The sequence below is a fragment of the Streptomyces sp. Tu 3180 genome (genome assembly GCF_009852415.1).
In the GTDB taxonomy this organism is placed as follows: domain Bacteria; phylum Actinomycetota; class Actinomycetes; order Streptomycetales; family Streptomycetaceae; genus Streptomyces.
Window position 1 is genome coordinate 6,655,486 of the sequence record NZ_WOXS01000002.1, and the last position, 25,856, is coordinate 6,681,341.

General features: G+C 73.8%; 24 protein-coding genes. 11 read left to right on the top strand and 13 right to left on the bottom strand.

The features are described from left to right. Nucleotides 1–138: 138 nt before the first annotated feature. Together GL259_RS30565 and GL259_RS30570 are read right to left on the bottom strand one after the other, a co-directional pair. Entirely contained in the window at nt 139–2,949 is a 2,811-nt protein-coding gene (locus tag GL259_RS30565; protein WP_159536501.1) for a LuxR family transcriptional regulator, read from the bottom strand. A gap of 164 nt (nt 2,950–3,113) precedes the next feature. Then, nucleotides 3,114–3,950 (bottom strand): helix-turn-helix transcriptional regulator, encoded by an 837-nt coding sequence (locus tag GL259_RS30570; RefSeq protein WP_159539121.1) that lies wholly within the window; start codon nt 3,948–3,950, stop codon nt 3,114–3,116. Between the two features lie 144 nt (nt 3,951–4,094). On the opposite strand from GL259_RS30570, the gene GL259_RS30575 reads away from it, so the two are divergent. Then, nucleotides 4,095–5,768: an AMP-binding protein gene (locus GL259_RS30575; RefSeq protein ID WP_159536502.1), complete on the top strand. Its 1,674-nt coding sequence runs from the start codon at nt 4,095–4,097 to the stop codon at nt 5,766–5,768. After that, on the top strand, nt 5,765–7,378 hold the full coding sequence (locus GL259_RS30580; RefSeq protein WP_159536503.1) for an AMP-binding protein: 1,614 nt from the start codon (nt 5,765–5,767) through the stop codon (nt 7,376–7,378). The genes GL259_RS30575 and GL259_RS30580 overlap by 4 nt, the downstream gene beginning before the upstream one ends. Before the next feature lie 214 nt (nt 7,379–7,592). On the opposite strand, the gene GL259_RS30585 is transcribed toward GL259_RS30580, so the two are convergent. Together GL259_RS30585 and GL259_RS30590 are read right to left on the bottom strand one after the other, a co-directional pair. Next, a complete protein-coding gene (locus tag GL259_RS30585) occupies nt 7,593–8,138 on the bottom strand; it encodes a GNAT family N-acetyltransferase (protein WP_159536504.1) in 546 nt (181 codons plus the stop codon). Between the two features lie 82 nt (nt 8,139–8,220). Beyond that, complete coding sequence (locus GL259_RS30590; protein WP_159536505.1) at nt 8,221–8,892, bottom strand: hypothetical protein; 672 nt, start codon at nt 8,890–8,892, stop codon at nt 8,221–8,223. Nucleotides 8,893–9,103: 211 nt separating this feature from the next. On the opposite strand from GL259_RS30590, the gene gcl reads away from it, so the two are divergent. After that, nucleotides 9,104–10,888 carry a glyoxylate carboligase gene (gene gcl / locus GL259_RS30595; protein WP_159536506.1) on the top strand — a complete coding sequence of 595 codons (1,785 nt, stop codon included), beginning with the start codon at nt 9,104–9,106 and terminating at the stop codon, nt 10,886–10,888. Nucleotides 10,889–10,947: 59 nt separating this feature from the next. On the opposite strand, the gene GL259_RS30600 is transcribed toward gcl, so the two are convergent. The 4 genes from GL259_RS30600 to GL259_RS30615 all read right to left on the bottom strand — a co-directional run bounded on the left by GL259_RS30600 (nt 10,948) and on the right by GL259_RS30615 (nt 14,444). Beyond that, nucleotides 10,948–11,655, bottom strand: coding sequence for a TIGR04222 domain-containing membrane protein (locus GL259_RS30600; protein ID WP_159536507.1), 708 nt, complete (start codon nt 11,653–11,655; stop codon nt 10,948–10,950). A 188-nt stretch (nt 11,656–11,843) separates the two neighbouring features. Then, nucleotides 11,844–12,080 (bottom strand): hypothetical protein, encoded by a 237-nt coding sequence (locus GL259_RS30605; RefSeq protein WP_159536508.1) that lies wholly within the window; start codon nt 12,078–12,080, stop codon nt 11,844–11,846. A gap of 613 nt (nt 12,081–12,693) precedes the next feature. Further along, a complete protein-coding gene (locus GL259_RS30610; RefSeq protein WP_159536509.1) occupies nt 12,694–13,584 on the bottom strand; it encodes a 2-hydroxy-3-oxopropionate reductase in 891 nt (296 codons plus the stop codon). A gap of 29 nt (nt 13,585–13,613) precedes the next feature. Next, the gene (locus tag GL259_RS30615) at nt 13,614–14,444 is read right to left on the bottom strand and encodes a TIM barrel protein (RefSeq protein WP_159536510.1); all 831 of its coding nucleotides are present in this window, start codon (nt 14,442–14,444) and stop codon (nt 13,614–13,616) included. A gap of 365 nt (nt 14,445–14,809) precedes the next feature. Here GL259_RS30615 and GL259_RS30620 point away from each other — a divergent pair, with 365 nt between their 5' ends. The 7 genes from GL259_RS30620 (at nt 14,810) to GL259_RS30650 (ending at nt 20,605) form a co-directional block, all read left to right on the top strand. Then, nucleotides 14,810–15,061 carry a hypothetical protein gene (locus GL259_RS30620; protein WP_159536511.1) on the top strand — a complete coding sequence of 84 codons (252 nt, stop codon included), beginning with the start codon at nt 14,810–14,812 and terminating at the stop codon, nt 15,059–15,061. Continuing rightward, on the top strand, nt 15,058–15,426 hold the full coding sequence (locus tag GL259_RS30625; RefSeq protein WP_159536512.1) for a helix-turn-helix domain-containing protein: 369 nt from the start codon (nt 15,058–15,060) through the stop codon (nt 15,424–15,426). The genes GL259_RS30620 and GL259_RS30625 overlap by 4 nt, the downstream gene beginning before the upstream one ends. A gap of 219 nt (nt 15,427–15,645) precedes the next feature. After that, complete coding sequence (uraD, locus tag GL259_RS30630) at nt 15,646–16,155, top strand: 2-oxo-4-hydroxy-4-carboxy-5-ureidoimidazoline decarboxylase (protein ID WP_159536513.1); 510 nt, start codon at nt 15,646–15,648, stop codon at nt 16,153–16,155. Between the two features lie 6 nt (nt 16,156–16,161). Next, entirely contained in the window at nt 16,162–16,557 is a 396-nt protein-coding gene (gene uraH, locus GL259_RS30635; RefSeq protein WP_159536514.1) for a hydroxyisourate hydrolase, read from the top strand. 6 nt (nt 16,558–16,563) lie between these two features. Then, nucleotides 16,564–17,484 carry a factor-independent urate hydroxylase gene (gene pucL / locus GL259_RS30640; protein WP_159536515.1) on the top strand — a complete coding sequence of 307 codons (921 nt, stop codon included), beginning with the start codon at nt 16,564–16,566 and terminating at the stop codon, nt 17,482–17,484. Between the two features lie 111 nt (nt 17,485–17,595). After that, on the top strand, nt 17,596–18,975 hold the full coding sequence (locus GL259_RS30645; RefSeq protein ID WP_159536516.1) for an 8-oxoguanine deaminase: 1,380 nt from the start codon (nt 17,596–17,598) through the stop codon (nt 18,973–18,975). A 244-nt stretch (nt 18,976–19,219) separates the two neighbouring features. Further along, nucleotides 19,220–20,605, top strand: coding sequence for a nucleobase:cation symporter-2 family protein (locus GL259_RS30650; RefSeq protein WP_159536517.1), 1,386 nt, complete (start codon nt 19,220–19,222; stop codon nt 20,603–20,605). Nucleotides 20,606–20,807: 202 nt separating this feature from the next. Here the strand turns inward: GL259_RS30650 and GL259_RS30655 are convergent, their stop codons facing one another. From GL259_RS30655 to GL259_RS30665, 3 genes are all read right to left on the bottom strand, one after another. Further along, nucleotides 20,808–21,470, bottom strand: coding sequence for a peptidoglycan recognition family protein (locus GL259_RS30655; RefSeq protein ID WP_159536518.1), 663 nt, complete (start codon nt 21,468–21,470; stop codon nt 20,808–20,810). A 97-nt stretch (nt 21,471–21,567) separates the two neighbouring features. Continuing rightward, on the bottom strand, nt 21,568–22,455 hold the full coding sequence (locus GL259_RS30660; RefSeq protein ID WP_159536519.1) for a lysozyme: 888 nt from the start codon (nt 22,453–22,455) through the stop codon (nt 21,568–21,570). Between the two features lie 220 nt (nt 22,456–22,675). Then, complete coding sequence (locus GL259_RS30665) at nt 22,676–24,142, bottom strand: MFS transporter (RefSeq protein ID WP_159536520.1); 1,467 nt, start codon at nt 24,140–24,142, stop codon at nt 22,676–22,678. 101 nt (nt 24,143–24,243) lie between these two features. On the opposite strand from GL259_RS30665, the gene GL259_RS30670 reads away from it, so the two are divergent. Beyond that, nucleotides 24,244–24,645, top strand: a complete 402-nt coding sequence (locus GL259_RS30670; RefSeq protein ID WP_159536521.1) for a helix-turn-helix domain-containing protein — start codon at nt 24,244–24,246, stop codon at nt 24,643–24,645. A 43-nt stretch (nt 24,646–24,688) separates the two neighbouring features. Here the strand turns inward: GL259_RS30670 and GL259_RS30675 are convergent, their stop codons facing one another. Beyond that, nucleotides 24,689–25,111, bottom strand: a complete 423-nt coding sequence (locus tag GL259_RS30675; RefSeq protein WP_159536522.1) for an acyl-CoA thioesterase — start codon at nt 25,109–25,111, stop codon at nt 24,689–24,691. Nucleotides 25,112–25,169: 58 nt separating this feature from the next. Further along, on the bottom strand, nt 25,170–25,808 hold the full coding sequence (locus tag GL259_RS30680; RefSeq protein ID WP_159536523.1) for a hypothetical protein: 639 nt from the start codon (nt 25,806–25,808) through the stop codon (nt 25,170–25,172). Nucleotides 25,809–25,856 lie beyond the last annotated feature (48 nt).

Genomic DNA, 25,856 nt, shown 5'->3' on the forward strand with positions numbered 1-25,856 from the left:
TCGGGACCGGCCCCCGTGTGCCCGGCGAGCGGCACGGATTCACGCTACGAGCCGGAGCGCGGGCTCCCAATGAGGGAACCCCCTAAGGGAGTTGGGCAGGGAAAACCCTCGGTCCCGCCCCGCGCGGACCGCGGTCCGTCACGGCGCGCGGTGCCCCGCCGCCAGTCGGACGATGTCGACCCGGGAACGGATCCCCAGCTTGCGGTAGACCCGGGTGAGGGTCGCCTCGACGGTCTTCACGCTGATGAACAGGCGGCCGGCGATCTCCCGGTTGGTGGCGCCCTCCATCACCAGCGCGGCCACCTGCCGCTCCATCGAGGCGAGCCCGTCCAGGACGGCCGGTACGGCGGCGGGCACGGTCGCCGCCGCCGAGGGGCCGGCGGCCACGGCCTCGTCCACCTGGCGCAGCCAGGGCAGCGCGCGGCAGCGCCGGAACAGCCGGGCGGCCTCCTCGTATCCGGCCGGTCCCGGCCCCCGGGCGCGCAGCCGGGCCAGCGCGAACGCCGCCCGCGCCTCCTCCAGGCCGTGGCCCAGCTTGCCGAATCGGTCCTGCGCCGCCACCAACTGCGCCTGTGCGGCCTGGTGTTCACCGCGCGCGGCGCGCACCAGCGCCTCGGCGCGGTCCAGCGCGGCCAGCACGCTCGCCCGGTCCAGGCGCAGCGCGTGCACCCGGGTGACGTCGATGAGTTCCTGCGCCTCGCCGGGCTCGCCGATCCGCACCAGCGCCTCGGCGAGATCGCCGTGCCAGCGGCCCCGCGCCGGGTCGCTGATGCCCATGGCGTGCTCCAGCTCCCGCACCCGGCGCAGCGAGCGGACCGCGGCCGCCGCGTCCCCGGCGACCAACTGGGCGTAGCCGAGGGCGGCCAGGGCGAGGGAGAGGTACAACTGGTCGCCGTCCACCTCCGCGTGGTCCGCGGCCTCCCGGGCCAGGGCCAGCGCCCGGTCCACGTCCCCGCCCGAGGCCTCCGCGAAGGAGGCGAGCATGGCCGAGGCGCTCTCGCCGATCCCGGAGTCCCGGGCCAGCCGCAGGCTCTCACGGGTCAGGTCCAGGGCCCGGCCGCAGTGGCCGGAACGCAGTTCGGTGTCGGCGAGCATGCGCAGGAAGTGCACCTCGCTCTCGACCATGCCGCGCCGCCGTGCCTCCCGCAGCAGCGCGGTGACGGCCGTACGGGCCTCGGGCAGCCGGTCGCTCATGAGCAGCCAGCGGAACCTGGCCATGGCGGCGCCGTTGTGGTGGCAGGCCACGTCGGGGTCCTGGGGTTCCTGCAGGGCCCGCCGGATGGTGGCGGGGGCGTCCGGGTGGCCCATCAGGGTCTCGGTGGAGGCCTGGAAGGCGAGCGCCATCAGCTCGGTGCGCCGGTCCCCGGCCCGGGCGGCCAGCTCCGCGGCGTGCGCGGCCTCCTGACGGGCCTCGGCGAAGTCGCCGTCCACCACCACCTCGCGCCAGGCCAGCTGGTAGTGGACCAGGGCGAGCAGCCGGGGGTCGTCGCCGGCGTCGGCCAGCACCTGCGGGAAGACGGCGTCGACCTCGCCGAGCGCCTGCCCGGCCGCCTCGATGACCACCATCCAGGCCCGTACCCGCTCCGCCGGCACGGTGGCCCGGGTCAGCACCTCCCGGGCGATGTCCCGGGCGAGGTCGGCCTCTCCGGCGGTGATCGCGTCCTCGGCGGCCTGAAGCCGCCGCTCGTCCGGGCCCGGCACGCTGTCGGCCGGGGTGTGCCGGGCGGCGAGCAGCCCGAGCGAGGCGGCGACCGAGGGCGCCCCGCGGTCCCGGGCCAGCGCGGCGGCCCCGGCGAGCCGGGCGGCCACCTCCGGGTCGGTGCCGGTGGTCGCCAGGGCCAGGTGCCGGGCCCGCTCGATGGGGTCGGAGGCGGCCGTGGACAGCGCGGTGTGCACCGCCCGCCGCTCGTGCGCCGGGGCCTCCGCGTACAGGGCCGCCGAGATCAGCGGATGCGCGAAGCGCAGGGCAGGCTCCTCCGGATCCGTCGTCAGCAGCCCCAGGGCGGCGGCCTGCGCGGTCTCCGCCTCGGCGTCGTCCCGGCCGGCCGCGTGCAGCAGCGCCAGGGTGGGGCGGGCGCCCGCACTGGCCACCAGCAGGGTGCGGCGCGCGTCGTCCGACAGCATCTCCAGCCGGCTCAGCACCAGGGCCCGCAGCGAGGTCGGCACCGGCAGCGGATCGCCCGGGCGGGGACGGGCGGGGCTCTCGGCGAGGGCGCGGCCCAGCTCCAGGGCGAAGAGCGGGTTGCCGCCGCTGGTGCGGTGGATGTCACGGACCGTGGAGCGGGACAGGCCGGTGTAGCCGCGGTGGTCGAGCAGCGCCGACACCTGGGTGCGGGAGAACGGGCCCAGCCGCACGGCGAGCGTGTCCGGCGGGCAGGCGCGCAGATGACGGTCGTACTCCTGGCCCTCCGTGCGCACCGCGCACACCATCTGCACCGGGGCGTCGCCGAGCCGGCGGGCCGCGAAGCCGAGGAGCTCGGCGCTGGCCGAATCCAGCCACTGCAGGTCGTCGGCGACGACGAGGACCGGGCCCTCGGCGGCCAGCGCGCGCAGCGTGGACAGCACCGCCAGGCGCAGCGCGAGCCCGTCCCGCTGGAGGGTGGACTCGCCGCGCCCGGTGAGCGCCGACTCCAGCGCGGTGCGCTGGGCGACGGGCAGCCGGGCGGAGACCTCGTCGAGGACCAGGCCGAACAGGTCGGCCAGCGCCAGGAACGGCAGATGGGATTCGGACTCCGTGGCGGAGCACCGCAACACCGTCCGCGCCGCGCCGGCGTTTTCCGCCGCAAGTGCCCGCAGCACGGTCGACTTTCCTATTCCGGCGGGCCCGTGGAGCAGCACGCTTCCACCGCGGGCGAGCTGCCCGCGCGCGTCGGAGAACAGCTCCTCCCGGCCGATGACCAGGTCGGGGCGGCACCTGGCAGGCTCCTTGAAGTCCCGGCGCACGGTCACCGCTCCCCTCCGTGTGGCGTGTCCCGGCCAATATTAGGCAACAGGCTCTTTAATTTCGGACGGACGGTGTGGTGAGGGAAATAACAGCGAGCCGGGCAACGGTAAATCCAAAGCCGCACTCACGGTACCCGTGGTAATGGCCAGTCCGGGAAAACGCCCCAAACCTACGGCAACCACCCCGCCCGGCGGGCCGCGACCACGGCCTGGCCACGGGTGTGCGCCCCCAGCTTGCGCATCGCCGAGCGCAGGTACCCCTTGACGGTCTCGGCCGTCACCCCGAGCTGCTCGGCGGCCACCGCGTTGGTCGCCCCGCCCGCCACACAGGCGAGCACGTCCACCTCACGGGGCGCGAGCCGCCCCCCGGTGGCCGGGGCGGCGCCGGCGGTGAGCAGGGCACACGCCTCGAGCAGCTCGGTCCGCAGGGCGGGGTCCGCGATGCGCGGGGCGAGCGCCCGCAGCGCCGCGTGCGCCTCCCGCACCTGCTCCCGGACGGCCCTGGACGCCGGGTCCGGCCCCGGGTCCGGCCCCGGACGGGCCGCGGCCAGCAGCTCACCCACCTCCTCGCGCACCACCAGGGTCTGCTCCACGTCCCGCGCCGCCTGCACCGCCAAGCCCAGCGTGCGGTCGCCGAGCGGCTGGGCCGAGCGCAGGGCGCCGTAGAGCACGCCGCGCACCCGCCGCCGCACCACCACCGGCACGGCGAGGACGGCGCGCAGGCCCTCGGCGGCGACGGGGGCGTCGTACTCGTGGCTGATCTGCCGCGAGACGGAGTAGTCCGTCACCGCGCACGGCCGGGCGAGCGCCACCGCCCGGCCGCCGAGGCCGTTGCCGGAGGTCACCGCGAGCGAGCTCAGCGCGGGCGTCGCGGTGCCGCTCAGCTCACTGATCCGCACCCGCCGCCGCCCGGGCTCGACCAGACCGCCGAAGGCGACCGGCAGTCCGGTCGCGCGCCGCAGCCGGGCCAGCGCCCCACGGATCTCCACCGCGTCGGCCTCCCTCATCGGGTCAGCTGTCACCTGTCCGCCCCTCCACCGCGACTCCTGTACGGGCGCACCCCCCCGTTCGGGGGTAGTGAGACCTGCATCACGGATTACACGATGACGACGAGCCGCCCGGCAATGGTCCGGGAAGAGCGAGGAGGACAGATGACGACGGCGACGGACGAGTTCCGCAGGGCCCGGGACTTCCTGCTGGAACACCGTGAGGACTACGCCACGGCCTACCGGGGCTTCGCCTGGCCGAGGCCCGAGCGGTTCAACTGGGCGCTCGACTGGTTCGACGTGGTCGCGGACGGCAACGACCGCACCGCCCTGCACCTCGTCGAGGAGGACGGCGGCGAGACCCGGCTGTCCTTCGCCGCGCTGGCGCGCCGCTCCGACCAGGTCGCCAACTGGCTGCGGCAGCGGGGCGTGACCGCCGAGGACCGGGTGCTGGTGATGCTGGGCAACCAGGCCGAGCTGTGGGAGACCGCCCTGGCCGCGATGAAGCTGCGCGCCGTGGTCATCCCGGCCACCCCGCTGCTCGGGCCGGCCGATCTGCGCGACCGCGTCGACCGGGGCCGGGTCCGGCACGTGATCGTGCGTGCCGCGGACACCGCGAAGTTCGACGAGGTGCCCGGCGACTACACCCGCATCGCGGTCGGGGAGGGGGCCGGCGAGAGCTGGCTGCCCTACGCGGACGCGTACGGCGCCGCCGAGCACTTCGCGCCCGACGGGCCCACCCTCGCCGACGACCCCCTGATGCTGTACTTCACCTCGGGCACCACCGCCCGGCCCAAGCTGGTCGAACACACCCACACGTCGTACCCGGTCGGGCACCTGGCCACCATGTACTGGATCGGCCTGAAACCCGGCGACGTGCACCTGAACATCTCCTCGCCCGGCTGGGCCAAGCACGCCTGGTCCAACCTCTTCGCCCCGTGGAACGCCGAGGCGACCGTCTTCCTGCACAACTACACCCGCTTCGACGCCGCCCGGCTGATGACCGAGATGGACCGGGCCGGCGTCACCTCCTTCTGCGCCCCGCCGACCGTGTGGCGCATGCTCATCCAGGCCGACCTGGCCCAGCTGCGCACCCCGCCCCGCGAGGTCGTCGCCGCGGGGGAGCCGCTCAACCCCGAGGTCATCGAGCAGGTCCGGCGGGCCTGGGGCGTGACCGTCCGGGACGGCTTCGGCCAGACCGAGACCGCCGTGCAGGTCGCCAACAGCCCCGGACAGGTCCTCAAGACCGGCTCCATGGGCCGCCCCAGCCCCGGCTACCGCGTCGTGCTGCTCGACCCGGTCACCGGCGCGCCCGGCGCCGACGAGGGCGAGATCGCGCTGGACCTCGCCGAGCGCCCGGTCGGCCTGATGACCGGGTACCACGGCGACCCCGACCGCACGGCGGAGGCGATGGCCGGCGGCTACTACCGCACCGGCGACATCGGCTCCCGGGACGAGGACGGCTACCTCACCTACGTCGGGCGCGCGGACGACGTCTTCAAGGCCTCCGACTACAAGATCAGCCCGTTCGAGCTGGAGAGCGCCCTGCTGGAGCACGAGGCGGTCGCCGAGGCGGCCGTCGTGCCGGCCCCGGACGAGCTGCGTCTGGCCGTGCCCAAGGCGTACGTCGTGCTCGCGGAGGGCTGGGAGCCGGGCCCCGACGCCGCGAAGGTGCTCTTCGAGCACTCCCGCGGGGTGCTCGCCCCCTACAAGCGGATCCGCCGCCTGGAGTTCGGCGAGCTCCCCAAGACCGTCTCCGGCAAGATCCGCCGCATCGAACTGCGCGAGGCCACGGCCGCCGGTTCCGTGAACGAGTACCGCGAGGAGGACTTCCGATGACCGCACGGGCCTCGTACAGCCACGGCACGAGCACGACCCCGCTGCTCGGCGACACCATCGGCGCCAACCTGGACCGGGCGGTCGCCGCGTGGCCCGACCGCGAGGCGCTGGTCGACGTGGCCTCCGGACGGCGCTGGACCTACGCCGAGTTCGGCGCCGCCGTCGACGAGGTGGCCCGCGGACTGCTGGCGAAGGGCGTGGTGAAGGGCGACCGGGTCGGCATCTGGGCGGTCAACTGCCCCGAGTGGGTCCTGGTGCAGTACGCCACCGCCCGCATCGGCGTCATCATGGTCAACATCAACCCGGCCTACCGCGCGCACGAGCTGGAGTACGTGCTCGAGCAGGCCGGGATCTCCGTGCTGGTCTCCTCGCTCGCCCACAAGGGCAGCGACTACCGGGCGCTGGTGGACCAGGTGCGCGGGAAGTGCCCGGAGCTGCGGGAGACCGTCTTCATCGGCGACCCCTCCTGGGACGCGCTGACCGCGGGCGCGGCCTCCGTGCCGCGGGAGCGGGTCGAGGCGATCGCCGCCGGCCTGAGCTGCGACGACCCGGTCAACATCCAGTACACCTCGGGCACCACCGGCTTCCCCAAGGGCGCCACGCTCTCCCACCACAACATCCTCAACAACGGCTACTGGGTGGGCCGCACCATCGGCTACACCGAGCAGGACCGGGTCTGCCTGCCGGTGCCCTTCTACCACTGCTTCGGCATGGTGATGGGCAATCTGGCCGCCACCTCCCACGGAGCCTGCATCGTCGTCCCGGCGCCCTCCTTCGACCCGGAGGCCACCCTGGAGGCCGTCCAGCGGGAGCGCTGCACCTCGCTCTACGGCGTGCCCACCATGTTCATCGCCGAGCTGAACCTCCCCGGCTTCGCGTCCTACGACCTCACCTCCCTGCGCACCGGCATCATGGCGGGCTCGCCGTGCCCGGTGGAGGTGATGAAGCGCGTCGTCGCCGAGATGCACATGGAGCAGGTCTCCATCTGCTACGGCATGACCGAGACCTCCCCCGTGTCGCTGCAGACGCGGATGGACGACGACATGGAGCACCGCACCGGCACCGTCGGCCGGGTCCTGCCGCACATCGAGGTCAAGGTCGTCGACCCGGCCACCGGGGTGACCCGGCCGCGCGGCGCCGCCGGGGAGCTGTGCACCCGCGGCTACAGCGTGATGCTCGGCTACTGGAACGAGCCCGAGAAGACCGCCGAGGCCGTCGACCCGGCCGGCTGGATGCACACCGGGGACCTCGCGGTGATGCGCGAGGACGGGTACGTGGAGATCGTCGGCCGCATCAAGGACATGATCATCCGGGGCGGGGAGAACATCTACCCGCGCGAGATCGAGGAGTTCCTCTACGCCCACCCGGGGGTCGCGGACGTCCAGGTCGTCGGCGTCCCGCACGAGCGCTACGGCGAGGAGGTCCTCGCCTGCGTCGTCCCGCGCGACCCGGCCGACCCGCTCACCCTGGAGGACCTGCGCGCCTTCTGCCGGGACCGGCTGGCCCACTACAAGATCCCGACCAGGCTCGAGCTCCTGGACGCCTTCCCGATGACGGTGTCCGGGAAGGTGCGCAAGGTGGAACTGCGGGAGCGGTACGCGGCCGGCTGACCCCGCTCCGGGGACGCCGGCCCGCACGGGGCGCCGCGGCCGGCCGCCCCTTCGGACCGGCCCCGACGGGACGGCGGCGAGCGCCACGGAGCCGGGGGACGTGCTCGCGCACGGCACCGGGGGGACCGGGCTCCCCGGCCACGGGGCCGGACCACCGCTCGGTCGGGGCCGCGGACCGGGCAAGCCGGGAAGCCCCGCTCGCGTGCGCGTGCGGTCACCGTCCGGGCGGTCCGGCGGGGGCCGCCCCGCCCGGCCGGAGGTCGAGGCGCATGCACACCCGCGGCCACCGGTCGAGCCCGTGCGCGGACTCCTCGGCGCGGATCCGGCGCAGGCCGGCCGTGAGGTCGGGCCCGGCCTGCGTCCGGAAGCCGAGGCGGGCGTAGTACGGGGCGTTCCACGGGACCTCGGCGAAGGTGGTCAGCGTCAGCGCGGTCAGCCCTTCCGCGCGGGCGCACCCGGCCGCGTGGGCGAGCAGGGCCCGGCCCACGCCCCGGCGGGCGGCGCGCGGGTGGACCGAGACCTGCTCGACGTGGAGCGCGCCGTCCACCGGTTCGGCGATCAGGTACGCGGCGGGCCGGTCCCGCTCGTCGGCCGCGACCCAGCAGCGGCCGGCCCGCCGGTAGCGCTCCAGGGCGCCGAGGCCGGGCGGTGCGTCGTCGGCGATCCGGTCCATGCCGAGGTCGCGGAAGGGGGCGCCGGCGGCCCGTTCGATCTCCTGGAGGACGGGCAGGTCACCGGGTGCGGCGGGGCGGATGTGCATCCGCCGAGTATCGGCCGCCCGCGCCGGACGCGTCGCCGGGTTTTCCGGCCCCTCCCTTCCGGCCCCGCCCCCGGCCCCTCCCTCACTCCCCGTCGGCGTCCAGCGCGTCGGCGGGGCCGTTCACCGGCCGCGGGACGCCGGTGAGGTCGAGCAGGAACAGCGGGACGCCCAGGGCGCCGGCGCGGGTCCGGGCGTCCTCGGCGTATCCGGTGAGGGAGAAGTACAGGCACCGGGCGGACTCCGTCATCGCCGCCAGCCACAGGCACTCCACGTCCCGCGGCGTCGCCGGACGCGCCCACGGGTCGACCCGGGCGAGGACGCCCCGCCCGGCCAGCCCGACGCCGGCCGGAGGGTGCCGGTCCGCGCGGCGGACGTCCTCGTGGCCGAGCCGGCGCAGGTACAGCACGGCGGCCGTGACCGCGTCCCGCGCGGTGCGGATCGGCACGGGGCGGAAGGCGGGGCGTCCCCAAGGCGGGGCCGGGGCGGCGGCCCGCGGGCCGGTCACCGGGATCCGCAGCACCGTCCCGCACGGGCACCCCAGTTCCGGCCGCGGCCACTCGCCGTCGCGTCCGCAGTGCCCGCACCGCACGGTGACCCACTCCTCCCGCCAGGCGCGGGGGCCCACGGGGACGGGCACCGCGTCCGGGTCCAGCGGCGGGGTGACCGGCGCGCCGCACGCGCAGGGATACGGCGGTGCCGTGTAACGGTGCGCGCGACGGCAGGCGGGACAGCGCACCGGGACGCTCTCGGGCATGGCCCACTCCCGGACGACGGCATCTCTGGGCAGCGCCCCCATCGTCCTGCACGAGTCCTCCGCGTGTCCGGTACTTGCCCGCTCTCTTGACGGCTTCGGCCACTCGCCCTACATTCATTTCAGATTGCAGAATATATTTTCCGCATTACGGAAGAGCTCACCGCGGGGCGCGACGGGAGTGCGAATCCGACAGCCGAAGCAGGAGTACTCGATGGCTCGAATGACCGCTGCCCGCGCGGCAGTCGAAATCCTCAAGCGCGAGGGGGTCACCGACGCGTTCGGTGTCCCGGGCGCGGCGATCAACCCGTTCTACGCGGCGCTCAAGGCCTCCGGCGGGATCACCCACACCCTCGCCCGCCATGTGGAGGGCGCCTCGCACATGGCCGAGGGCTACACCCGGACCCGCCCCGGCAACATCGGCGTCTGCGTCGGCACCTCCGGACCGGCCGGCACCGACATGATCACCGGCCTGTACTCCGCGACCGGCGACTCCGTCCCGATCCTGTGCGTCACCGGCCAGGCCCCGACCGCCGTGATCCACAAGGAGGACTTCCAGGCCGTCGACATCGCCGCGATCGCGAGGCCGGTCACCAAGATGGCGGTGACCGTCCTGGAGGCCGCGCAGGTCCCCGGCGTCTTCCAGCAGGCCTTCCACCTGATGCGCTCCGGCCGCCCCGGGCCCGTCCTGATCGACCTGCCGGTCGACGTCCAGATGACGCAGATCGAGTTCGATCCGGACACCTACGAGCCGCTCCCGGTCTACAGGCCCGCCGCGTCCCGCGCGCAGATCGAGAAGGCGCTCGGCATGCTGAACGCCGCCGAGCGCCCGCTGATCGTCGCGGGCGGCGGCGTCGTCAACGCCGACGCGGCCGAACTGCTGGTCCGGTTCGCCGAGCTGACCGGCACGCCGGTGGTGCCGACCCTGATGGGCTGGGGCGTCATCCCCGACGACCACGAGCTCAACGCCGGCATGGTCGGCCTGCAGACCTCGCACCGCTACGGCAACGCGACCTTCCTGGAGTCCGACTTCGTCCTCGGTATCGGCAACCGCTGGGCCAACCGCCACACCGGCAGGCTCGACGTCTACACGGCCGGGCGGACGTTCGTCCACGTCGACGTCGAACCCACCCAGATCGGCAGGATCTTCGCCCCCGACTACGGCATCGCCTCCGACGCGCACGCCGCCCTGGCGCTGTTCGTCGAGGTCGCGGAGGAACTGCGGGCCGAGGGCCGGCTGCCCGACCGCTCCGCCTGGGCGGCCGCCGCGCAGGAGAGGCGGGCCACGCTCCAGCGGCGCACCCACTTCGACGACATCCCGATCAAGCCCCAGCGCGTCTACGAGGAGATGAACAAGGCCTTCGGCCCCGGGACGCGGTACGTCTCCACCATCGGCCTCTCGCAGATCGCCGGCGCCCAGATGCTGCACGTCTACCGGCCGCGGCACTGGATCAACTGCGGCCAGGCCGGCCCCCTCGGCTGGACCGTCCCGGCGGCGCTCGGCGTGGCCAGGGCCGACCCCGAGGCGCAGGTCGTCGCCCTGTCCGGCGACTACGACTTCCAGTTCATGATCGAGGAGCTGGCGGTCGGGGCGCAGCACCGGATCCCCTACGTCCACGTCCTGGTCAACAACGCCTACCTGGGCCTGATCCGCCAGGCGCAGCGGGCGTTCGACATCGACTTCCAGGTCAACCTGGAGTTCGAGAACGTCAACGCGCCCGAGCTGGGCGTCTACGGCGTCGACCACGTCAAGGTCGCCGAGGGGCTCGGCTGCAAGGCGATCCGGGTGACCGACCCGAACGAACTGGGCGCTGCCCTGGAGCAGGCGAAGAAGCTCGCGGCCGAGTTCCGGGTGCCGGTCGTCGTCGAGGCGATCCTGGAGCGGGTCACCAACATCTCCATGTCGGTGACCAACGACATCGGCGCCGTCGTCGAGTTCGAGGAGCTCGCGACCGAGCCGGGGCACGCCCCGACGTCGATCAGGACGCTGAAGGCCTGACGGACGGGGACGCACGGGGAAGGGCGGTCCCGGAACGGGACCGCCCTTCCCCCCTGTGCTCAGCCCCCGCCGCCTCCGCCCCCGCAGCCGCCTCCGCCGCCGCAGGAGTAGGTGCCGCCGCCCCCGCCGTAGGTGCTCTCGCGCGGGGAGCGCCGCAGCATTCCCCTGTCCGCCACCTCCACCCGGTCGGTCAGCCCCGCCCGCAGGGCGAAACGCGGGACGAGCACCCGCAGCGCCGCCTCGCCGTGCAGGGCGACGGCGAGCAGCTTGTCCCGGTCGGGCAGGCCGCGCCGGCTCGCGGGCACCGGATACGCCTTCCGCAGGACCCGCAGCCGCCGGCGGGCGGCCCCGGTCGGCCCGAGCAGCAGCGGATACCGCAGCAGCCCCGCCTCCGCGAGCCCGACCCGCACCTCGGCGACGGCCCAGCGGACGTCCGGGTGCCGCAGCAGCTCCCGGACCTCGGACGGCTCCGCGAGGCAGGAGTGGACCGCGCTCTCCAGGTACAGCGCCCGCCGCGCACCGGTGACGGCATCCGCCGGCCCCGGGCCGTCCGCGGACCGCGGGTCCAGGGTGACCCCGGGCGGCGGGAGCGCGGGCAGGGCCCGCCCCGCCTCCCCGTCGACCGCCCGCAGCGTCCCCGGCGCGCCCGCCTCCACGGCGCCCCGCAGGTGCAGCGCGACGACGGCGACCGTCACCGCGGCGCGCGGACCTCCGGCCAGCAGGGCGATCTCGTGCGGCGTCCCCCGGACGCCCGTGCTGTCGCTCATGACGTGGCACCCCCTGAGCCGGGGCCCGCCCGCCCCCGTGCCGGCGGGCCCCGTGTGCGGGAAGTGTGCCCGTCGGCCGGGGCGGTCGAAGCCTCCCGGGGCCCGGTTCAGAGCTTGATTTGAGGGTGCCGTAGCCGGCCTACGGCCGAAGCCGTAGACGGGCCCGGGGCCGCCGGTGCCGGACCTGCTCAGGCGTCGTGGTGCTCGGACAGGCCCGGCCAGTCGTCGGGGCCGCCGCCCTGCCACTCGATGACGTCGGTCCCCTCGACGTCCGTGACGTACAGGTCGGCCAGCCGCAGGATCTCGCTCACGTCGTCGACGTGCGTGGCGATGCCCAGCGTCTCGTCGCCGGAGGTGACCCGCCGGGAGCCGTCCAGGGCCGGAGGGTGCACCACGATGTGCGGATGCTCCGTGGGATGTGCCATGCCCCCAGGCTGCTGCGCACCGGGCCGGTCCGCACCCCGGACGTCCGGGCCCCGGAACCCGGAAGCGCCCGGACGCGGGGCCGTCCGCGTCCGGGCGCTTCCCCCGGCGCCGAGGCGTCCGGCCGGGGCCGTCCGGCGGGACGGGGCCGGGCGCGACGGGTCGTTCGCGCCGCCGGACGGGGTCCGTGGGAGGAAGGGCTCGGGACCGCGGCGGGTGCGACGGCTCCGGGGCTCCTCCCCTCAGGTCGAAGAAGGAGTCCCGTGCCTTCACCACCGCACTGGCTCGCACGCCGCCGCGGAGCCCTCACCCGCCCGCGGACTCCGTACGGCCACCCCTCATCCGGGCCGTCCGCAGTCGCCGCGGGCCGCGCGTACGGCCCCGGCCTCCCGTCAGGGGCCGTACGCGAGTCGTCGCACGCAGTCCTCGCGCGGGGCGCGGACCGCTTCCCCCACGCGCGTGCCGTGACCGGGCCGGCGCGCGGAGGCGGTTGCCGAGAAAGCCGAAGGAGCGGGAGGACGGGGTTTCCGGGCGGCGCCGCCGCCTTGGGCGCGACAGGACAGGTGTCGGCGCCGGCGCCGCCCGGAGGTCTTCGGCGCGGGTCGGTGCGACGCGTCAGACCCGCGCGCCGGACAGGCGCTCGACCGCGCGCAGCAGCGCGGAGTGGTCCAGGCCGCCGTCGCCCTGCGCCCGCAGGCTCGCCACCAGCTGGGCGACCACCGCGCCGACGGGCAGGGCCGCGCCGACCGCGCGGGCGGCGTCGGTGACGATGCCCATGTCCTTGTGGTGCAGGTCGATGCGGAAGCCGGGCTCGAAGTCCCGGTCCAGGAAGTTGTCCTTCTTGCGGGTCAGCACGGTCGAGCCGGCCAGGCCGCCGTTCAGCACGTCCAGCGCCGCCCTCAGGTCCACGCCCGACTTCTCCAGGAAGACCACGGCCTCCGCGCACGCCTGGATGTTCACCGCGACGATCAGCTGGTTGGCGGCCTTCACGGTCTGGCCGGAGCCGTGCGGGCCGCACAGCACGATGGTCCTGCCCAGCGCCTCGAAGATCGGCCTCGCCTCGTCGAAGTCCGGCTGCTCGCCGCCGACCATGATGGACAGCACCGCCTCGACGGCGCCGGCCTCACCGCCCGACACCGGGGCGTCGAGCACCCGGATGCCCTTCTCCCGCGCGGCGGCGGCCAGGTCGACCGAGGTCTGCGGGGTGATGGAGGACATGTCGATCAGCAGGGCGCCGGGGCGCGCGTTCGCGAGGATGCCGTCGGGGCCGTAGGCGATGGCCTCGACCTGAGGGGACGCCGGGACCATGGTGATGATCACGTCCGCGTCCCGGACCGCCTCGGCCACGGAGGAGGCGGCGGTGCCGCCGGCGGCGGTCAGCCGGTCCAGCTTCTCCTGTTCCAGGGTGTGTCCGGTGACGTCGTAACCCGCCTTGATCAGGTTCTCGGACATGGGGGAGCCCATGATGCCGAGGCCGATCCAGGAAACCTTGGGAAGACTGCTCATGAGGGTGCCTCTCGGTACGGGAACGGTGGTCAGCGGGCCTCGCGGGGCAGCCAGTCGAAGGCCTCCGCGCCGGTGCGGTCGCCCGGCTTGTACTCCAGGCCGACCCAGCCGTCGTATCCGGCCTCGCGCAGCCGGTCGAGCAGGTCCTCCAGCGGGAGCGAGCCGGTGCCCGGGGCGCCGCGGCCGGGGCTGTCGGCGATCTGGACGTGACCGGTCCGCGCGGCGTACCGCTCGATGACCTGCGGCAGGTCCTCGCCGTTCATGGCCAGGTGGTACAGGTCCATCAGGAAGCGGGCGTTGTCCAGACCGGTGGCCGCGTTGACCTTGTCGACGACGTCCACGGCGGCCGGCGCCGACACCAGCGGGTAGCGGGGCGACTCGGGCGCGTTCAGCGCCTCGATCAGCAGGATCGCGCCGATCCGGTCGGCGGCCCGGGCCGCGAGGGCGAGGTTCTCCAGCGCGAGCGCGTCCTGCTCGGCCGGGTCCACGCCGTCGACCCGGTTGCCGTACAGCGCGTTGAGGGCCGTGCAGCCGAGGGACTCGGCGAAACCGGCGGCCACGTCGACGTTGGCGCGGAACCGCTCCGACTCCTCGCCGGGGACGGACAGCGCGCCGCGGTCGGGGCCGGGCAGCCGTCCGGCGTAGAGGTTCAGGCCGGTGAGCCGTACGCCCGCGTCCCGGATCGCCCCGCGCAGGGCGTCGAGCTCGGACTGCTCGGGGGTGGGGGAGTCGGCCCAGGGCCACCACAGCTCGACCGCGGTGAAGCCGGCCGCGGCGGCGGCCGCGGGGCGCTCCAGGAGCGGGAGTTCCGTGAAGAGGATCGACAGGTTGACGTTGAAGCGCTGGTCGGCGAAGCCCATCGGTCCGCGCTCCTCCCAGTTATTTCGCATTACGGAAGTAGATTTCTGCTTACTGGAAGACTGCCCGCGGGGTGAAGGGGCTGTCAAGAGCGGCCGCAAAAAAGCGCCCCCGTGCGGGGCGCGGGGCGTGGTGCCGGGGAGGGGCGCTCGCGGTGCGTCGGCAGCGCTCGCCCTCCACCCCGGTGACGTGCGGCCGGGCGGCGTCCGGACCCGGTCCGGGCCCGGACCGTCGTCCGCGACCGGGATTTCCCGGGGCGCCGTCCGCCGAGCGGGTCCGTTAGGGTCTCCCCGAGCGGCCGGGCGGTCCGGGCCCGGGGCCGGACCCGGCGGGACGCGCGGGTCACAGCGGATGCCATGGGGGCGCAGTGCGACTGAAGGTGGAGTTCACGACCGAGCCCTTCGACCTCGACGAGGCCCCCGCGCACGCGGTGGTGGCCCGCGAGGTCATCGAGGCGGCCGAACTGGACGCGGTGGACGTCGGCCCGTTCGGCAACACCGCCGAGGGCGGTGCCGACGCGGTGCTCACCGCCGTGGACGCGCTGCTGCGCAGGACCCTGGCGGCCGGCGCCACCCGCATCTCGCTCCAGGTCAACGTGGTGGAGGGAGGCGAGCGGTGACCGGTACCGGTGACGAGGCCTTCATCGCGGCGGTGAAGCCGCTGGTCGACGCCATGGGCGGCGAGATGCTCCCGCCGGACGAGGCGGGCGCCGAGGACGTCGTGCTGTCCTGGGAGGGCGCCGACGTCGTCGCCGTGCGCCTGCCGCAGCTCGCGGACTCCCTCGACCACATCCTCGCGGCCCTGGAGCGCGGGAAGGGCAGGCCGCTGGCGGACCTCGACCGCAAGGCCAAGCAGGAGATCGTACGCAGTCTGGAGGCGCGCGGCGCGTTCTTCGTGCGGCACGGCGTGGAGACCGTGGCGAGCGCGCTCGGGGTCAGCCGCTTCACCGTCTACAACTACCTCAACCGCGAGAAGGGCTCCTGAGCAGGGAGTTCGTCGACGTGGTCACGGGCCGCCCCCGGTATCCGGGGGCGGCCCGTGACGTGGTGGGCGCATGCTGGAACGGGCCCGGAGGGAGGGTCGCGGCGTACTCCTCTTTGTTCCCCCGAATTTTCAACAAACTGTTGACGCGCTGCCCGTGGCGGCGTTCACTGTCGGCACGCCCGTTCAGCACGAAGGCCGTTCGCGGCCACGGAGGCTCCCGTGACGTCGACTTCCACGCCCCCGGGCCTGGCCCGTTTCAACGCCCTCGAGGAGTCCGCGGCCCGCGCCGCGCTCCACGCGGTGTGCGCCTCCACGGCGTGGGCCCGGCGGCTGCTCGCCGCCCGTCCCCACGCCACCGCCGAGGACCTGTACGCCGCCAGTGACGCCGCCACGGCCGAGCTGACCACGGCGGACCTTCAGGAGGCGATGGCCGGGCACCCGCCGATCGGCCGCCCCGAGCCGGGGGACCCGGTCTCCGCCCGGGAGCAGAGCGGCATGGCCGGCGCCCCGGACGGGCTCAAGGCCGAGATGCTCGAACTGAACCTGGCCTACCAGGAGAAGTTCGGCCATGTGTTCCTCATCTGCGCCACCGGCCGGACCGGCGAGGACATGCGCGACGCCGCCAGGGAACGCCTCGGCAACGCGCCGGAGCGGGAGCGCGAGATCGTCCGCACCGAACTGGGGAAGATCAACCGCATCCGGCTGGCCCGACTCGTCGAAGAGGACTGACGCAGCATGAGCACCGAGACCACCGCTTCCGTGTCCACGCACATCCTGGACACCAGCGCCGGCCGCCCCGCCGAGGGCGTCGCCGTCCGGCTCTCCGCCCGTCCGGGCCGGGAGGCGGACTGGCAGGCGCTCGGCGGCTCCGCGACCGACGCGGACGGGCGGTGCAAGGACCTTCCGGCGCCGCCGGAGGGGACCACCCACGTACGGCTCGACTTCGCCGTGGAGCCGTACTTCGCCGAGAAGCAAGCCGATGTGCAGCAGGACGCCCCCGCGAATCGGGACAGCGGCCCGGCGGTGTTCTTCCCGGAGGTGGCGATCACGTTCGCCGTCGTGCCGGGCGAGCACTACCACGTGCCGCTGCTGCTCAACCCGTTCGGCTACTCCGTTTACCGAGGGAGCTAGCTAGGAATGACCACCCCTTCCCGCCCTGCCCGCCCTGTGATCCTGGGACAGAACCAGTACGGCAAGGCCGAGAACCGAGTCGTCAGGATCACGCGGGACGGCGCCACCCACCACATCAAGGACCTGAACGTCTCCGTCGCCCTGTCCGGTGACATGGAGGAGGTCCACTACTCCGGCTCCAACGCCAGCGTCCTGCCGACCGACACCACCAAGAACACGGTGTACGCGTTCGCCAAGGAGCACGGCGTCGAGTCCGCCGAGCAGTTCGGCATCCACCTCGCCCGCCACTTCGTCACCTCCCAGGAACCCATCCACCGGGCGCGCATCCGCATCGAGGAGTACGCCTGGGAGCGCATCGAGACCTCCGGCGAGGCCGAGCACTCCTTCGTCCGCAAGGGCCAGGAGACCCGCCTGACGCAGATCACCTACGACGGTGAGGGCTGGGAGGTCGTCTCGGGGCTGAAGGACCTGACGGTGATGAACTCCACCGACTCCGAGTTCTGGGGCTACGTCAAGGACAAGTACACGACGCTCCGGGAGACCCACGACCGCATCCTCGCCACCTCGGTCTCCGGCCGCTGGCGGTTCAACTGGACCGACGACGAACAGGAGGCGCCCGACTGGGAGAGGTCCTACGAGCAGACCAGGAAGCACATGCTCCAGGCCTTCGCCGAGACCTACTCCCTCTCGCTCCAGCAGACGCTGTACCAGATGGGCGCGAGGATCATCGACCACCGCGCCGAGATAGACGAGGTCCGCTTCTCCCTCCCGAACAGCCACCACTTCCTGGTGGACCTGGAGCCGTTCGGCCTCGAGAACGACAACGAGGTGTACTTCGCCGCCGACCGGCCCTACGGCCTGATCGAGGCCACCGTCCTGCGCGAGGGCTGCGAGGCGCGGATCCCGGTGGACCTGACCAACCTCTGACCGCATCCCCTTCGGCACCCGCGGCCGGGGAGCACGCGCCTTCCCGGCCACGGCACTCAAATCCCCCAGGGTCCTGCCGTGCCCTCTCCGTGCGAGCGAAAAGGACGAACCATGGCAGCAGACCGGCGCACCGTCATCGAGAACTGCGCGATCGCGACCGTCGACGCGAAGGACACCGAGTACGCCTCCGGCCACCTCGTCCTCGCCGGCAACCGCATCGAGTCGCTCGGCGCGGGCCCGGCCCCCGAGAGCCTTCAGAACGTCGTCCGCCGCATCGACGCCGGCGGGCACCTGGCGACCCCCGGCCTGGTCAACACCCACCACCACTTCTACCAGTGGATCACCCGGGGCCTGGCCACCGACCACAACCTCTTCGACTGGCTCGTCGCCCTCTACCCGACCTGGGCGCGCATCGACGAGCCGATGGTGCACGCGGCGGCCCAGGGCTCGCTCGCGATGATGGCCCGCGGCGGCGTCACCACCGCCATGGACCACCACTACGTCTTCCCGCGCGGCTGCGGCGACCTGTCCGGCGCCCTCGTCCGCGCCGCCCGCGACATGGGCGTCCGCTTCACCCTGGCCCGCGGCTCCATGGACCGCGGCGAGAAGGACGGCGGGCTGCCCCCGGACTTCGCCGTCGAGTCCCTCGAGGACGCCCTGGCCGCCACCGAGGAGACGGTGCGGCAGCACCACGACGCCTCCTTCGGCGCGATGACCCAGGTCGCGGTCGCCCCCTGCTCCCCCTTCTCCGTCTCCACCGAACTGCTGCGCCGGGGCGCCGAACTGGCCCGCCGCCTCGGCGTGCGCCTGCACACCCACGGCTCGGAGACCGTGGAGGAGGAGAAGTTCTGCCACGAGCTGTTCGGCATGGGCCCCACCGACTACTTCGAGTCCACCGGCTGGCTCGGCGAGGACGTCTGGATGGCGCACTGCGTCCACATGAACGACTCCGACATCGCCGCCTTCGCCCGCACGGGGACCGGCGTCGCCCACTGCCCCTCCTCCAACGCCCGCCTCGCGGCCGGCATCGCCCGCGTTCCCGACATGCTCGCGGCCGGCGTCCCGGTCGGCCTCGGCGTGGACGGCACGGCGTCCAACGAGTCCGGCGAACTGCACACCGAACTGCGCAACGCCCTGCTGGTCAACCGCCTCGGCGCGCACCGGGAGGCCGCCCTGAACGCCCGGCAGGCGCTGCGGCTCGGCACGTACGGCGGCGCCCGGGTGCTCGGGCGCGCGGAGGAGATCGGCTCACTGGAGCCCGGCAAGCTCGCCGACCTGGTGCTGTGGCGGATGGACACCCTCGCGCACGCCTCCATCGCCGACCCGGTGACCGCGCTGGTCCTCGGCGCGGCGGCCCCGGTCACCGCCTCCTTCGTGAACGGCCGGCAGATCGTGGAGAACGGCCGGCTGCTCACGGCCGACGAGGACACGATCGCCCGCACGACCCGGGCCGAGGCGCGGCGGCTGGCGAGGATCGCCGCGCAGGGCTGAACAGCCGGAGAGCTCCGGCCGGGAGGGACGGCTCCCGGCCGGTGACCGCGGTCCCCGCGAGGGGCCCGCGGCGGCCGTCTCCGGGGCGCGCGCGTGGACGCGCGCGCCCCGGGACGGTTCCCCGTCCCGGTCCCTCCCCCCCTCTCTCGACGTCGCTCGAGCGGGAGGTACCCCATGCCCACCCGCACCACCTCCTTGACACCCGCGTCGGAGCCGACGCGTACCCGACCGGAGGAGAGCCGCAGTGGCCGACCACCCCGTTGACGAGAAACTCCCCGCGCTCAAGATGGCGACCACCGGCCTGCAGCACGTGGCCGCCATGTACGCGGGCGTCGTCGCCCCACCCCTGATCGTCGGCGCGGCCATCGGCCTCACCGGCGCCGAACTCACCTTCCTCACCGGCGCCTGCCTGTTCACCGCGGGCCTCGCCACGCTCCTGCAGACCCTCGGCATCTGGAAGATCGGCGCCCGGCTGCCCTTCGTCAACGGCGTCACCTTCGCCGGTGTCGCCCCCATGACCGCGATCGTCGCCTCCACCGACGACAAGGACGACGCCCTGCCGGTCATCTTCGGCGCGGTCGTCGTCGCGGGCCTCCTCGGTTTCCTCGCGGCCCCCTTCTTCGGCAAGGCGGTCCGCTTCTTCCCGCCGGTCGTCACCGGCACGGTGATCACCCTCATCGGTGTCTCGCTGCTGCCGGTCGCCTTCGGCTGGGCGCAGGGTCCGAACCCGGCGGCGGACGACTTCGGTTCGGCGACCAACCTGGGCCTGGCCGCCGCCACCCTTCTGGCGGTCCTGCTGCTGCGCCGCTTCACCCGCGGCTTCGTCAAGCAGATCGCCGTCCTGCTCGGCCTGGTGGCCGGCACGCTCCTCGCGATCCCGTTCGGCATCACGGACTTCTCGCCGGTCGCGGAGGCGGAGGTCGTCGGCTTCCCGACGCCGTTCCACTTCGGCGCCCCGCAGTTCCAGCTCGCCGCGATCGTCTCGCTGTGCGTGGTGATGGTGGTCTCGATGACCGAATCGACCGCCGACATGCTGGCCCTCGGCGAGATCGTCGACCGCCCGGCGGACGAGAGGACCATCGCGGCCGGCCTGCGCGCCGACACCCTCGGCTCGGCGCTCAGCCCGTTGTTCAACGGCTTCATGTGCAGCGCCTTCGCGCAGAACATCGGCCTGGTCGCGATGACCAGGATCCGCAGCCGGTACGTCGTCGCCACCGGCGGGGGCTTCCTGGTGCTGATGGGCCTGTGCCCGATGGCCGCCTCGCTGATCGCCGTCGTGCCGCGCCCGGTGCTCGGCGGCGCCGGCGTGGTGCTGTTCGGCTCGGTCGCCGCCAGCGGCATCCAGACCCTGGTCCGCGCCGGCCTGGACAAGGACAACAACGTCCTGATCGTGGCCGTCTCGCTGGCCGTCGGCATCATCCCGATCAGCGCGCCGGAGTTCTACCACTCCTTCCCGGAGACGGCGCGGATCGTCCTGGACTCCGGCATCTCCACCGGATGCGTGGTGGCGGTCCTGCTGAACTTCGTCTTCAACCACCTCGGCGACGGCCGCCGCGAAGCGGCCGACGTCACCCACCCGATGGAGGCGGGCGAGGAGATGACGGGCGCGAAGGCCCCGGCCACGCCGTAGGCGGGCGGACGGCCCGGCCTGCTCGAGCGGGGCCGAGAGCCTGAGGGGGGCGCCGGCGCCGCGGCACCGGCTCGCGCGGCACGGTGCCCTTCGCCACCGCCCGCAGCGGCAGCCCCGCCCCGGCCGGGTCCGTCGGCCCCGGTGCCGACGGGAACGTACGGGCCGGGGCTGCCGCGTCGTGGGGCCGTCGGACGGGAGGACGTCAGGCCGCCCGGGCCGCCGCCACCTCCTCGCGCAGCCGGGGCAGCATGTCGTGGAGGACCCCCGGGCAGAGGGTGTCGCCGTAGTCCTTGTGGCCGTATATCTGCGCGGAGGGAACGCCGTACCGTGCGCACACGTACGCGCACAGGGTCACCAGGACCTCCCACTGGGCGGCGGGCGGTACCGCGCCGTCGTGGTAGGCGCCCTCGCACGCGACGCCGATGGACTGGTTGTTCTGCCCGGAGGTGTGGGAGCCCTGGACGAAGTTCCTCCCGTCGGTGAGCGCCCGGAGGCTGCCGTGCCGCCCCTCGGTGATCCAGCCGCCCCGGCTGACCAGGAAGTGGTAGCCGGTGTCGACCCAGCCGTTCCTGTCCATGTGCAGGTCCTGGACCCAGTGGGCGTGGGCGTGCGCCCGGGCGCGGGAGAAGTCGGAGGTGTCGGCGCTCACCGTGTGGTGGACGACGAGCCTGCTCGGCCGGTACTGGAGGACGCTGATGGTCCCCCGGGGCGACCGGGCGCCCCAGGTCGCGGTGGAGTCGATGTCCGGCTCGACGACGGCGTCCCGGGCGTGCGCGGTGCCCGGCAGGGCGCCGGTGCCGGCGGCGGCCAGGCCGGCCGCGCCGGCTATCAGGAGGCGGCGCCTCAGGGCGTTCTCGGGGTGCACGATCACTCCTCGTGGTGGGAGGGACGGTGGGGGAGGCGGTGGGGCCGGCGGCGGACGGCCGCCGGCCCCACCGCGTGATCGCGTACTGCCTGCGCCGTCACGTGTTGTTGGCGAGCGCCAGGAGCCGGTCGCGGGAGCCGTTGAACTGGTTGCGGTCCACGTTGCCGGAGACGCCGCTGACCGAACCGGTGCTGGTGTACTGCCACACCGTCCAGGTGGGGAACCCGCTCGGGATCGTCGGGGACGGGGCGGTGGTCCAGTGCGCCACCCACAGCGGGCTCTTGCTGTACATGCCGGTCCAGTTGCCGGTGCAGGTGTTCCACCAGCTCGCCGTCGTGTAGATCACCACGTCGCGGCCGGTGCGCGACTTGTAGGTGTTGTAGAAGTCGGTGATCCAGGTGCGCATCTGCGTGGTGGACAGGCCGTAGCACATCGCCCCGTACGGGTTGTGCTCGATGTCCAGGACACCCGGGAGGGTCAGGTTGTCGCGCGACCAGCCGCCGCCGTTGGTGACGAAGTAGTTGGCCTGGGTCGCACCGCTGGAGGCGTTGGGGAGCGCGAAGTGGTACGCGCCGCGGATCACGCCCGCGTAGTACGCGGCGGGGTAGTTGGTGTTGAAGCTCGGGTCCTTGTAGCCGGTGCCCTCGGTCGCCTTCATCCAGGCGAACTGGATGCCGGCGCCCCGCACGGAGGCCCAGTTGATGGCGCCCTGCCAGTGCGAGACGTCGATGCCCTGGACGCCGTCGGTCGGGGCCAGGATGCCCGCCGTCGTCCCGGCGGAGGCGGATCCACTCTTGTGGATCTTCATGCCGACGCCCATGTAGGCCTGGCCGGGCTTGATCTTGACGGGGTCCTCGGCCCGCTCGGACGCGGCGGTGGCGCCGCCCGCGGTGGCCGCCGTCAGGGCGAGGGCCGTGCCCAGGACACCGAGAGCGGCCGCCGTCCGTCTGCGGGAGCCGGTGAGGGTGCGACGGAGCGAGAACATGCTGCCTCCAGACAGAGGTGGGGGTGCGGGAAAGGAGACGATCTCGGTCATCTACCCGGGTAGATCCATGCATGTTTGACGTGCGCGCGTCACAAGTTACGCACGCTGTTTCCACGTGTGTAAAGAGCTTCCATCTTCTCTGGTGGTCTGTACCACCATCCGGGCCGATGGCCTGGAAGCTCATGACCCGGATGGCGGAAACTTTCAGCGCGTGAAAGCTTCAGCCGGCCTCCGGCGCGACGCCCGCCGGCCGGCGGCGCGTCCTGAGGACCGCCGCCGCCAGCACCAGCGCCGCCACCGCGACCGCCGTCGCCACCCGGAAGGCCAGCCGGTACCCCTCGGCGGTCGCCGGCACCGGCTCACCGCCCGCGGCGAGCAGTCCGTCCGTACGGCTCGCCGCGAGCACCGACAGCACCGCGAGGCCCAGGGAACCGCCCACCACCTGCGTGGTGTTGAACAGCCCGGACGCCAGCCCCGCGTCCTCCTCCCGCACCCCCGCCATGGCGAGACCGGTCAGCGCGGGCATCGCGGCGGCGAACCCGGCGGCGAGCAGCAGCAGGGGCGGCAGCACGTCCGTGGCGTACGCGCCCCCCACGGGCGCCCGGCTCAGCAGCGCCATCCCCGCGACGATCAGCACCAGCCCGGACAGCAGCACCCGGTGGGCCCCGAACCGGTCGATGGTGCGCGCGGACAGGCCCAGCATCAGCACCCCGATCGCGACCGGGGCCGGCAGGAACGCCAGTCCGGTGACCAACTCGCCGTAGCCGAGCACCCGTTGCAGATACAGCGCACCGATGAACTGGAAGCCGTACATCGTCGCGACCATCAGCACCTGCACCGCGTTCGCGCCGCTCAGCATCCGCGAACCGAACAGCCTGAGCCGCAGCAGCGGACGCGCGGCCCGTGCCTGGCGGACCGTGAACGCCACGAACAGGGCGAGGGCGAGCGCGGACAGCGGCAGGGTGCCGGTCGGGGCCCGCTCGCCGGCGCCGACGATGACGTACACGGTGAGCATCAGCGCGCCGGTGACCAGCACCGCCCCCGCGTGGTCGGCTTCCCGGACCGACCCCGCGCCGGCGTCCGGCCGGTCGGGGGCGAGCACGCGGACCGCGGCGACCAGCGCCACGACACCGATCGGCAGATTGATCAGGAAGATCCAGTGCCAGCCCAGGGACTGCGTCAGCGCCCCGCCGAGGAACGTGCCGAGCGCGCCGCCCGCCGCCCCGACCGCACTGAACACCGCGATGGCCCGGGCCCGTTCGCGCGCCTCGGGGAACAGCGCCACCAGCATCCCCAGCACCACCGCCGAGGTCATCGCCCCGCCGACGCCCTGCAGCGCGCGCGCCGCGATCAGCGCGCCCCGGTCGGTCGCCACCCCGCACAGGACGGAGGCCGCGGTGAACACCGCGAGCCCGCTGGTGAACATCCGCTTGCGGCCCACCAGGTCGCCGAGCCGGCCCGCCAGCAGGAGCAGGCCGCCGAACGGGATGAGGTAGGCGTTGACCACCCACGCCAGCCCCGGCGCGTCGAAGCCGAGATCGCTCTGCACGGCCGGCATGGCGACGGTGACGATGTTGCCGTCCAGGACGGTCATCAGCGTTCCCGCGCACAGGACGACGAGGGACGCCCAGCGGGAGTACGGTCGCCGTGATGACACCGGTGCCGGTGACTCGGTCAAGGTCGACATGGCAGTACGGCCTCCACTTCCTGCATGGATCCCCAAGGTGCACGACTTGTAACGGGGTACATCGTGGGTGACCATGGAGGCGGCCGTAAGGAGGCAGTCGAATGTCCCAGAGGAACACCGGTGTTACCCCGCAGGTGGTGAACGCGCACGCGTGCCCGGTGCGGGAAGTTCTTGACAGGGTCGCCGGCAAGTGGAGCGTGCAGATCCTGGTCGCGGCCGCGCACGGCCCCATCCGGTTCACCGAACTGGAGCGCGGCATCGAGGGGATCAGCCGCCGGATGCTGACCCTCACCCTGCGCAACCTGGAGCGCGACGGACTGGTCCGGCGCACCGTGTACCCGACGGTGCCGCCGAAGGTGGAGTACGAACTCACCCCGGCGGCCCGCGAACTGCACGAGACGCTGCAGCGGCTGACGGACTGGGCCGAACGCAACCGGGTCTACATCGCCGAGTCGCGCGCGGCCTACGACGTCCAGCACGATCCCGACCTGGTCGACGCCTAGCCGGACCGGGGGAGCGCGCCCCGGTCCGGGCGCGCCGGCCGTCCTACAGGCCGAACACGCCCGGATCCTTCGCCAGCTCCCGGAAGACCTCCCGGGGGTCCGGCACGAGCCTGCGCCGCCCGAGGTCCAGCACGCCGCCGACCGCCGTGATCTCGGCCGCCACCGTGCCGTCGGACTTGGTGATCGTCTGCGTGATGCCGAAGGTCTTGCCGTCGCCCCAGGTGAAGGAGCAGCTCACGTCCACCTCGTCGCCGGCGAGGAGCTCGCGCCGGTAGCGGACGGTGGTCTCCAGCGCGACCGGTCCCACGCCCTGCGCGATGAGACCGGACTGGGTGATCCCCGCCGCCTGGAGCAGCGACCAGCGCGCGTGCTCGGCGTAGTTGAGGTACACGGCCTGGTTGAGGTGGCCCTGTACGTCGGTCTCGTATCCGCGCACGGTCACACGGACGGAAAACGGCTCGCTCACCGCGTCCCCCTCACGTCTTCTCGGTTCGACGCCCTGCCCACCGATCCTGGCACGCGCCTCACACCCGGCGCGGGGAAGCCAGCAGATAGCGTGTCCGCGTTCTCGGCTCCGTGTACTCCCCGGCCTGCCAGCCGGCCCGCTCCAGCGTGGCCGCGCAGGCCCGCAGCGCCCCGCCGTCCGGCTCGTACACGGCGACCGCCTCCGGCTGCGGGGTCGCCCGCACCCGGTAGCCGCCCTCGGTGTCCGGCCCGGCCGGGGCGTGCCCGGCCGCCTCCAGGGCGAGCGCGGCGGCCTGCACGAGGTGCGAGCGCTCCCAGCCGCAGGGCCGGTCCGTGGCGCCGTCGGGGTTGGTCATCCGGCGCAGCTCCAGCATGCCCTGCCAGGCACTGTGCACCTCCCGGCGCCGGGCGGGACCGGACGGGGGCGCCGCGTCCTCGCCGCCGACGCGCGCCGCGAACACCCCGGTCGCGGCCGGTGCCCTCGCTTCCGCCTCCACCGGCGCCGCCTCCGCCCCCGCCTCCCGTAGCCGGTGCCCCGCCGGGGTGAGGAAGTGGTCGTGCGGCGGCCTCGGGTGCCGGAAGGCGAGCCCGTGCCTCACGAGCGCCGCGAGCTGCGCCTGCGTCCCCTTCAGCCGCCCGGTGACGGGATCGGCGGCGTCGATGACGCGCCGCTGGGCGGCGGTGGGCGGTCGGGTCACGGCGTGCGCCTCCCCGTGGGTGCTTCCTCGGACACGGCCGCGGACGAG

Bases quoted from the DNA above. Each gene is read 5' to 3' on its own strand.
- GL259_RS30570 (WP_159539121.1), bottom strand. From the start codon at position 3,950: ATGAGGGAGGCCGACGCGGTGGAGATCCGTGGGGCGCTGGCCCGGCTG.
- GL259_RS30575 (WP_159536502.1), top strand. From the start codon at position 4,095: ATGACGACGGCGACGGACGAGTTCCGCAGGGCCCGGGACTTCCTGCTG.
- GL259_RS30580 (WP_159536503.1), top strand. From the start codon at position 5,765: ATGACCGCACGGGCCTCGTACAGCCACGGCACGAGCACGACCCCGCTG.
- GL259_RS30585 (WP_159536504.1), bottom strand. From the start codon at position 8,138: ATGCACATCCGCCCCGCCGCACCCGGTGACCTGCCCGTCCTCCAGGAG.
- GL259_RS30590 (WP_159536505.1), bottom strand. From the start codon at position 8,892: ATGCCCGAGAGCGTCCCGGTGCGCTGTCCCGCCTGCCGTCGCGCGCAC.
- gcl (WP_159536506.1), top strand. From the start codon at position 9,104: ATGGCTCGAATGACCGCTGCCCGCGCGGCAGTCGAAATCCTCAAGCGC.
- GL259_RS30600 (WP_159536507.1), bottom strand. From the start codon at position 11,655: ATGAGCGACAGCACGGGCGTCCGGGGGACGCCGCACGAGATCGCCCTG.
- GL259_RS30605 (WP_159536508.1), bottom strand. From the start codon at position 12,080: ATGGCACATCCCACGGAGCATCCGCACATCGTGGTGCACCCTCCGGCC.
- GL259_RS30610 (WP_159536509.1), bottom strand. From the start codon at position 13,584: ATGAGCAGTCTTCCCAAGGTTTCCTGGATCGGCCTCGGCATCATGGGC.
- GL259_RS30615 (WP_159536510.1), bottom strand. From the start codon at position 14,444: ATGGGCTTCGCCGACCAGCGCTTCAACGTCAACCTGTCGATCCTCTTC.
- uraH (WP_159536514.1), top strand. From the start codon at position 16,162: ATGAGCACCGAGACCACCGCTTCCGTGTCCACGCACATCCTGGACACC.
- pucL (WP_159536515.1), top strand. From the start codon at position 16,564: ATGACCACCCCTTCCCGCCCTGCCCGCCCTGTGATCCTGGGACAGAAC.
- GL259_RS30645 (WP_159536516.1), top strand. From the start codon at position 17,596: ATGGCAGCAGACCGGCGCACCGTCATCGAGAACTGCGCGATCGCGACC.
- GL259_RS30660 (WP_159536519.1), bottom strand. From the start codon at position 22,455: ATGTTCTCGCTCCGTCGCACCCTCACCGGCTCCCGCAGACGGACGGCG.
- GL259_RS30665 (WP_159536520.1), bottom strand. From the start codon at position 24,142: ATGTCGACCTTGACCGAGTCACCGGCACCGGTGTCATCACGGCGACCG.
- GL259_RS30670 (WP_159536521.1), top strand. From the start codon at position 24,244: ATGTCCCAGAGGAACACCGGTGTTACCCCGCAGGTGGTGAACGCGCAC.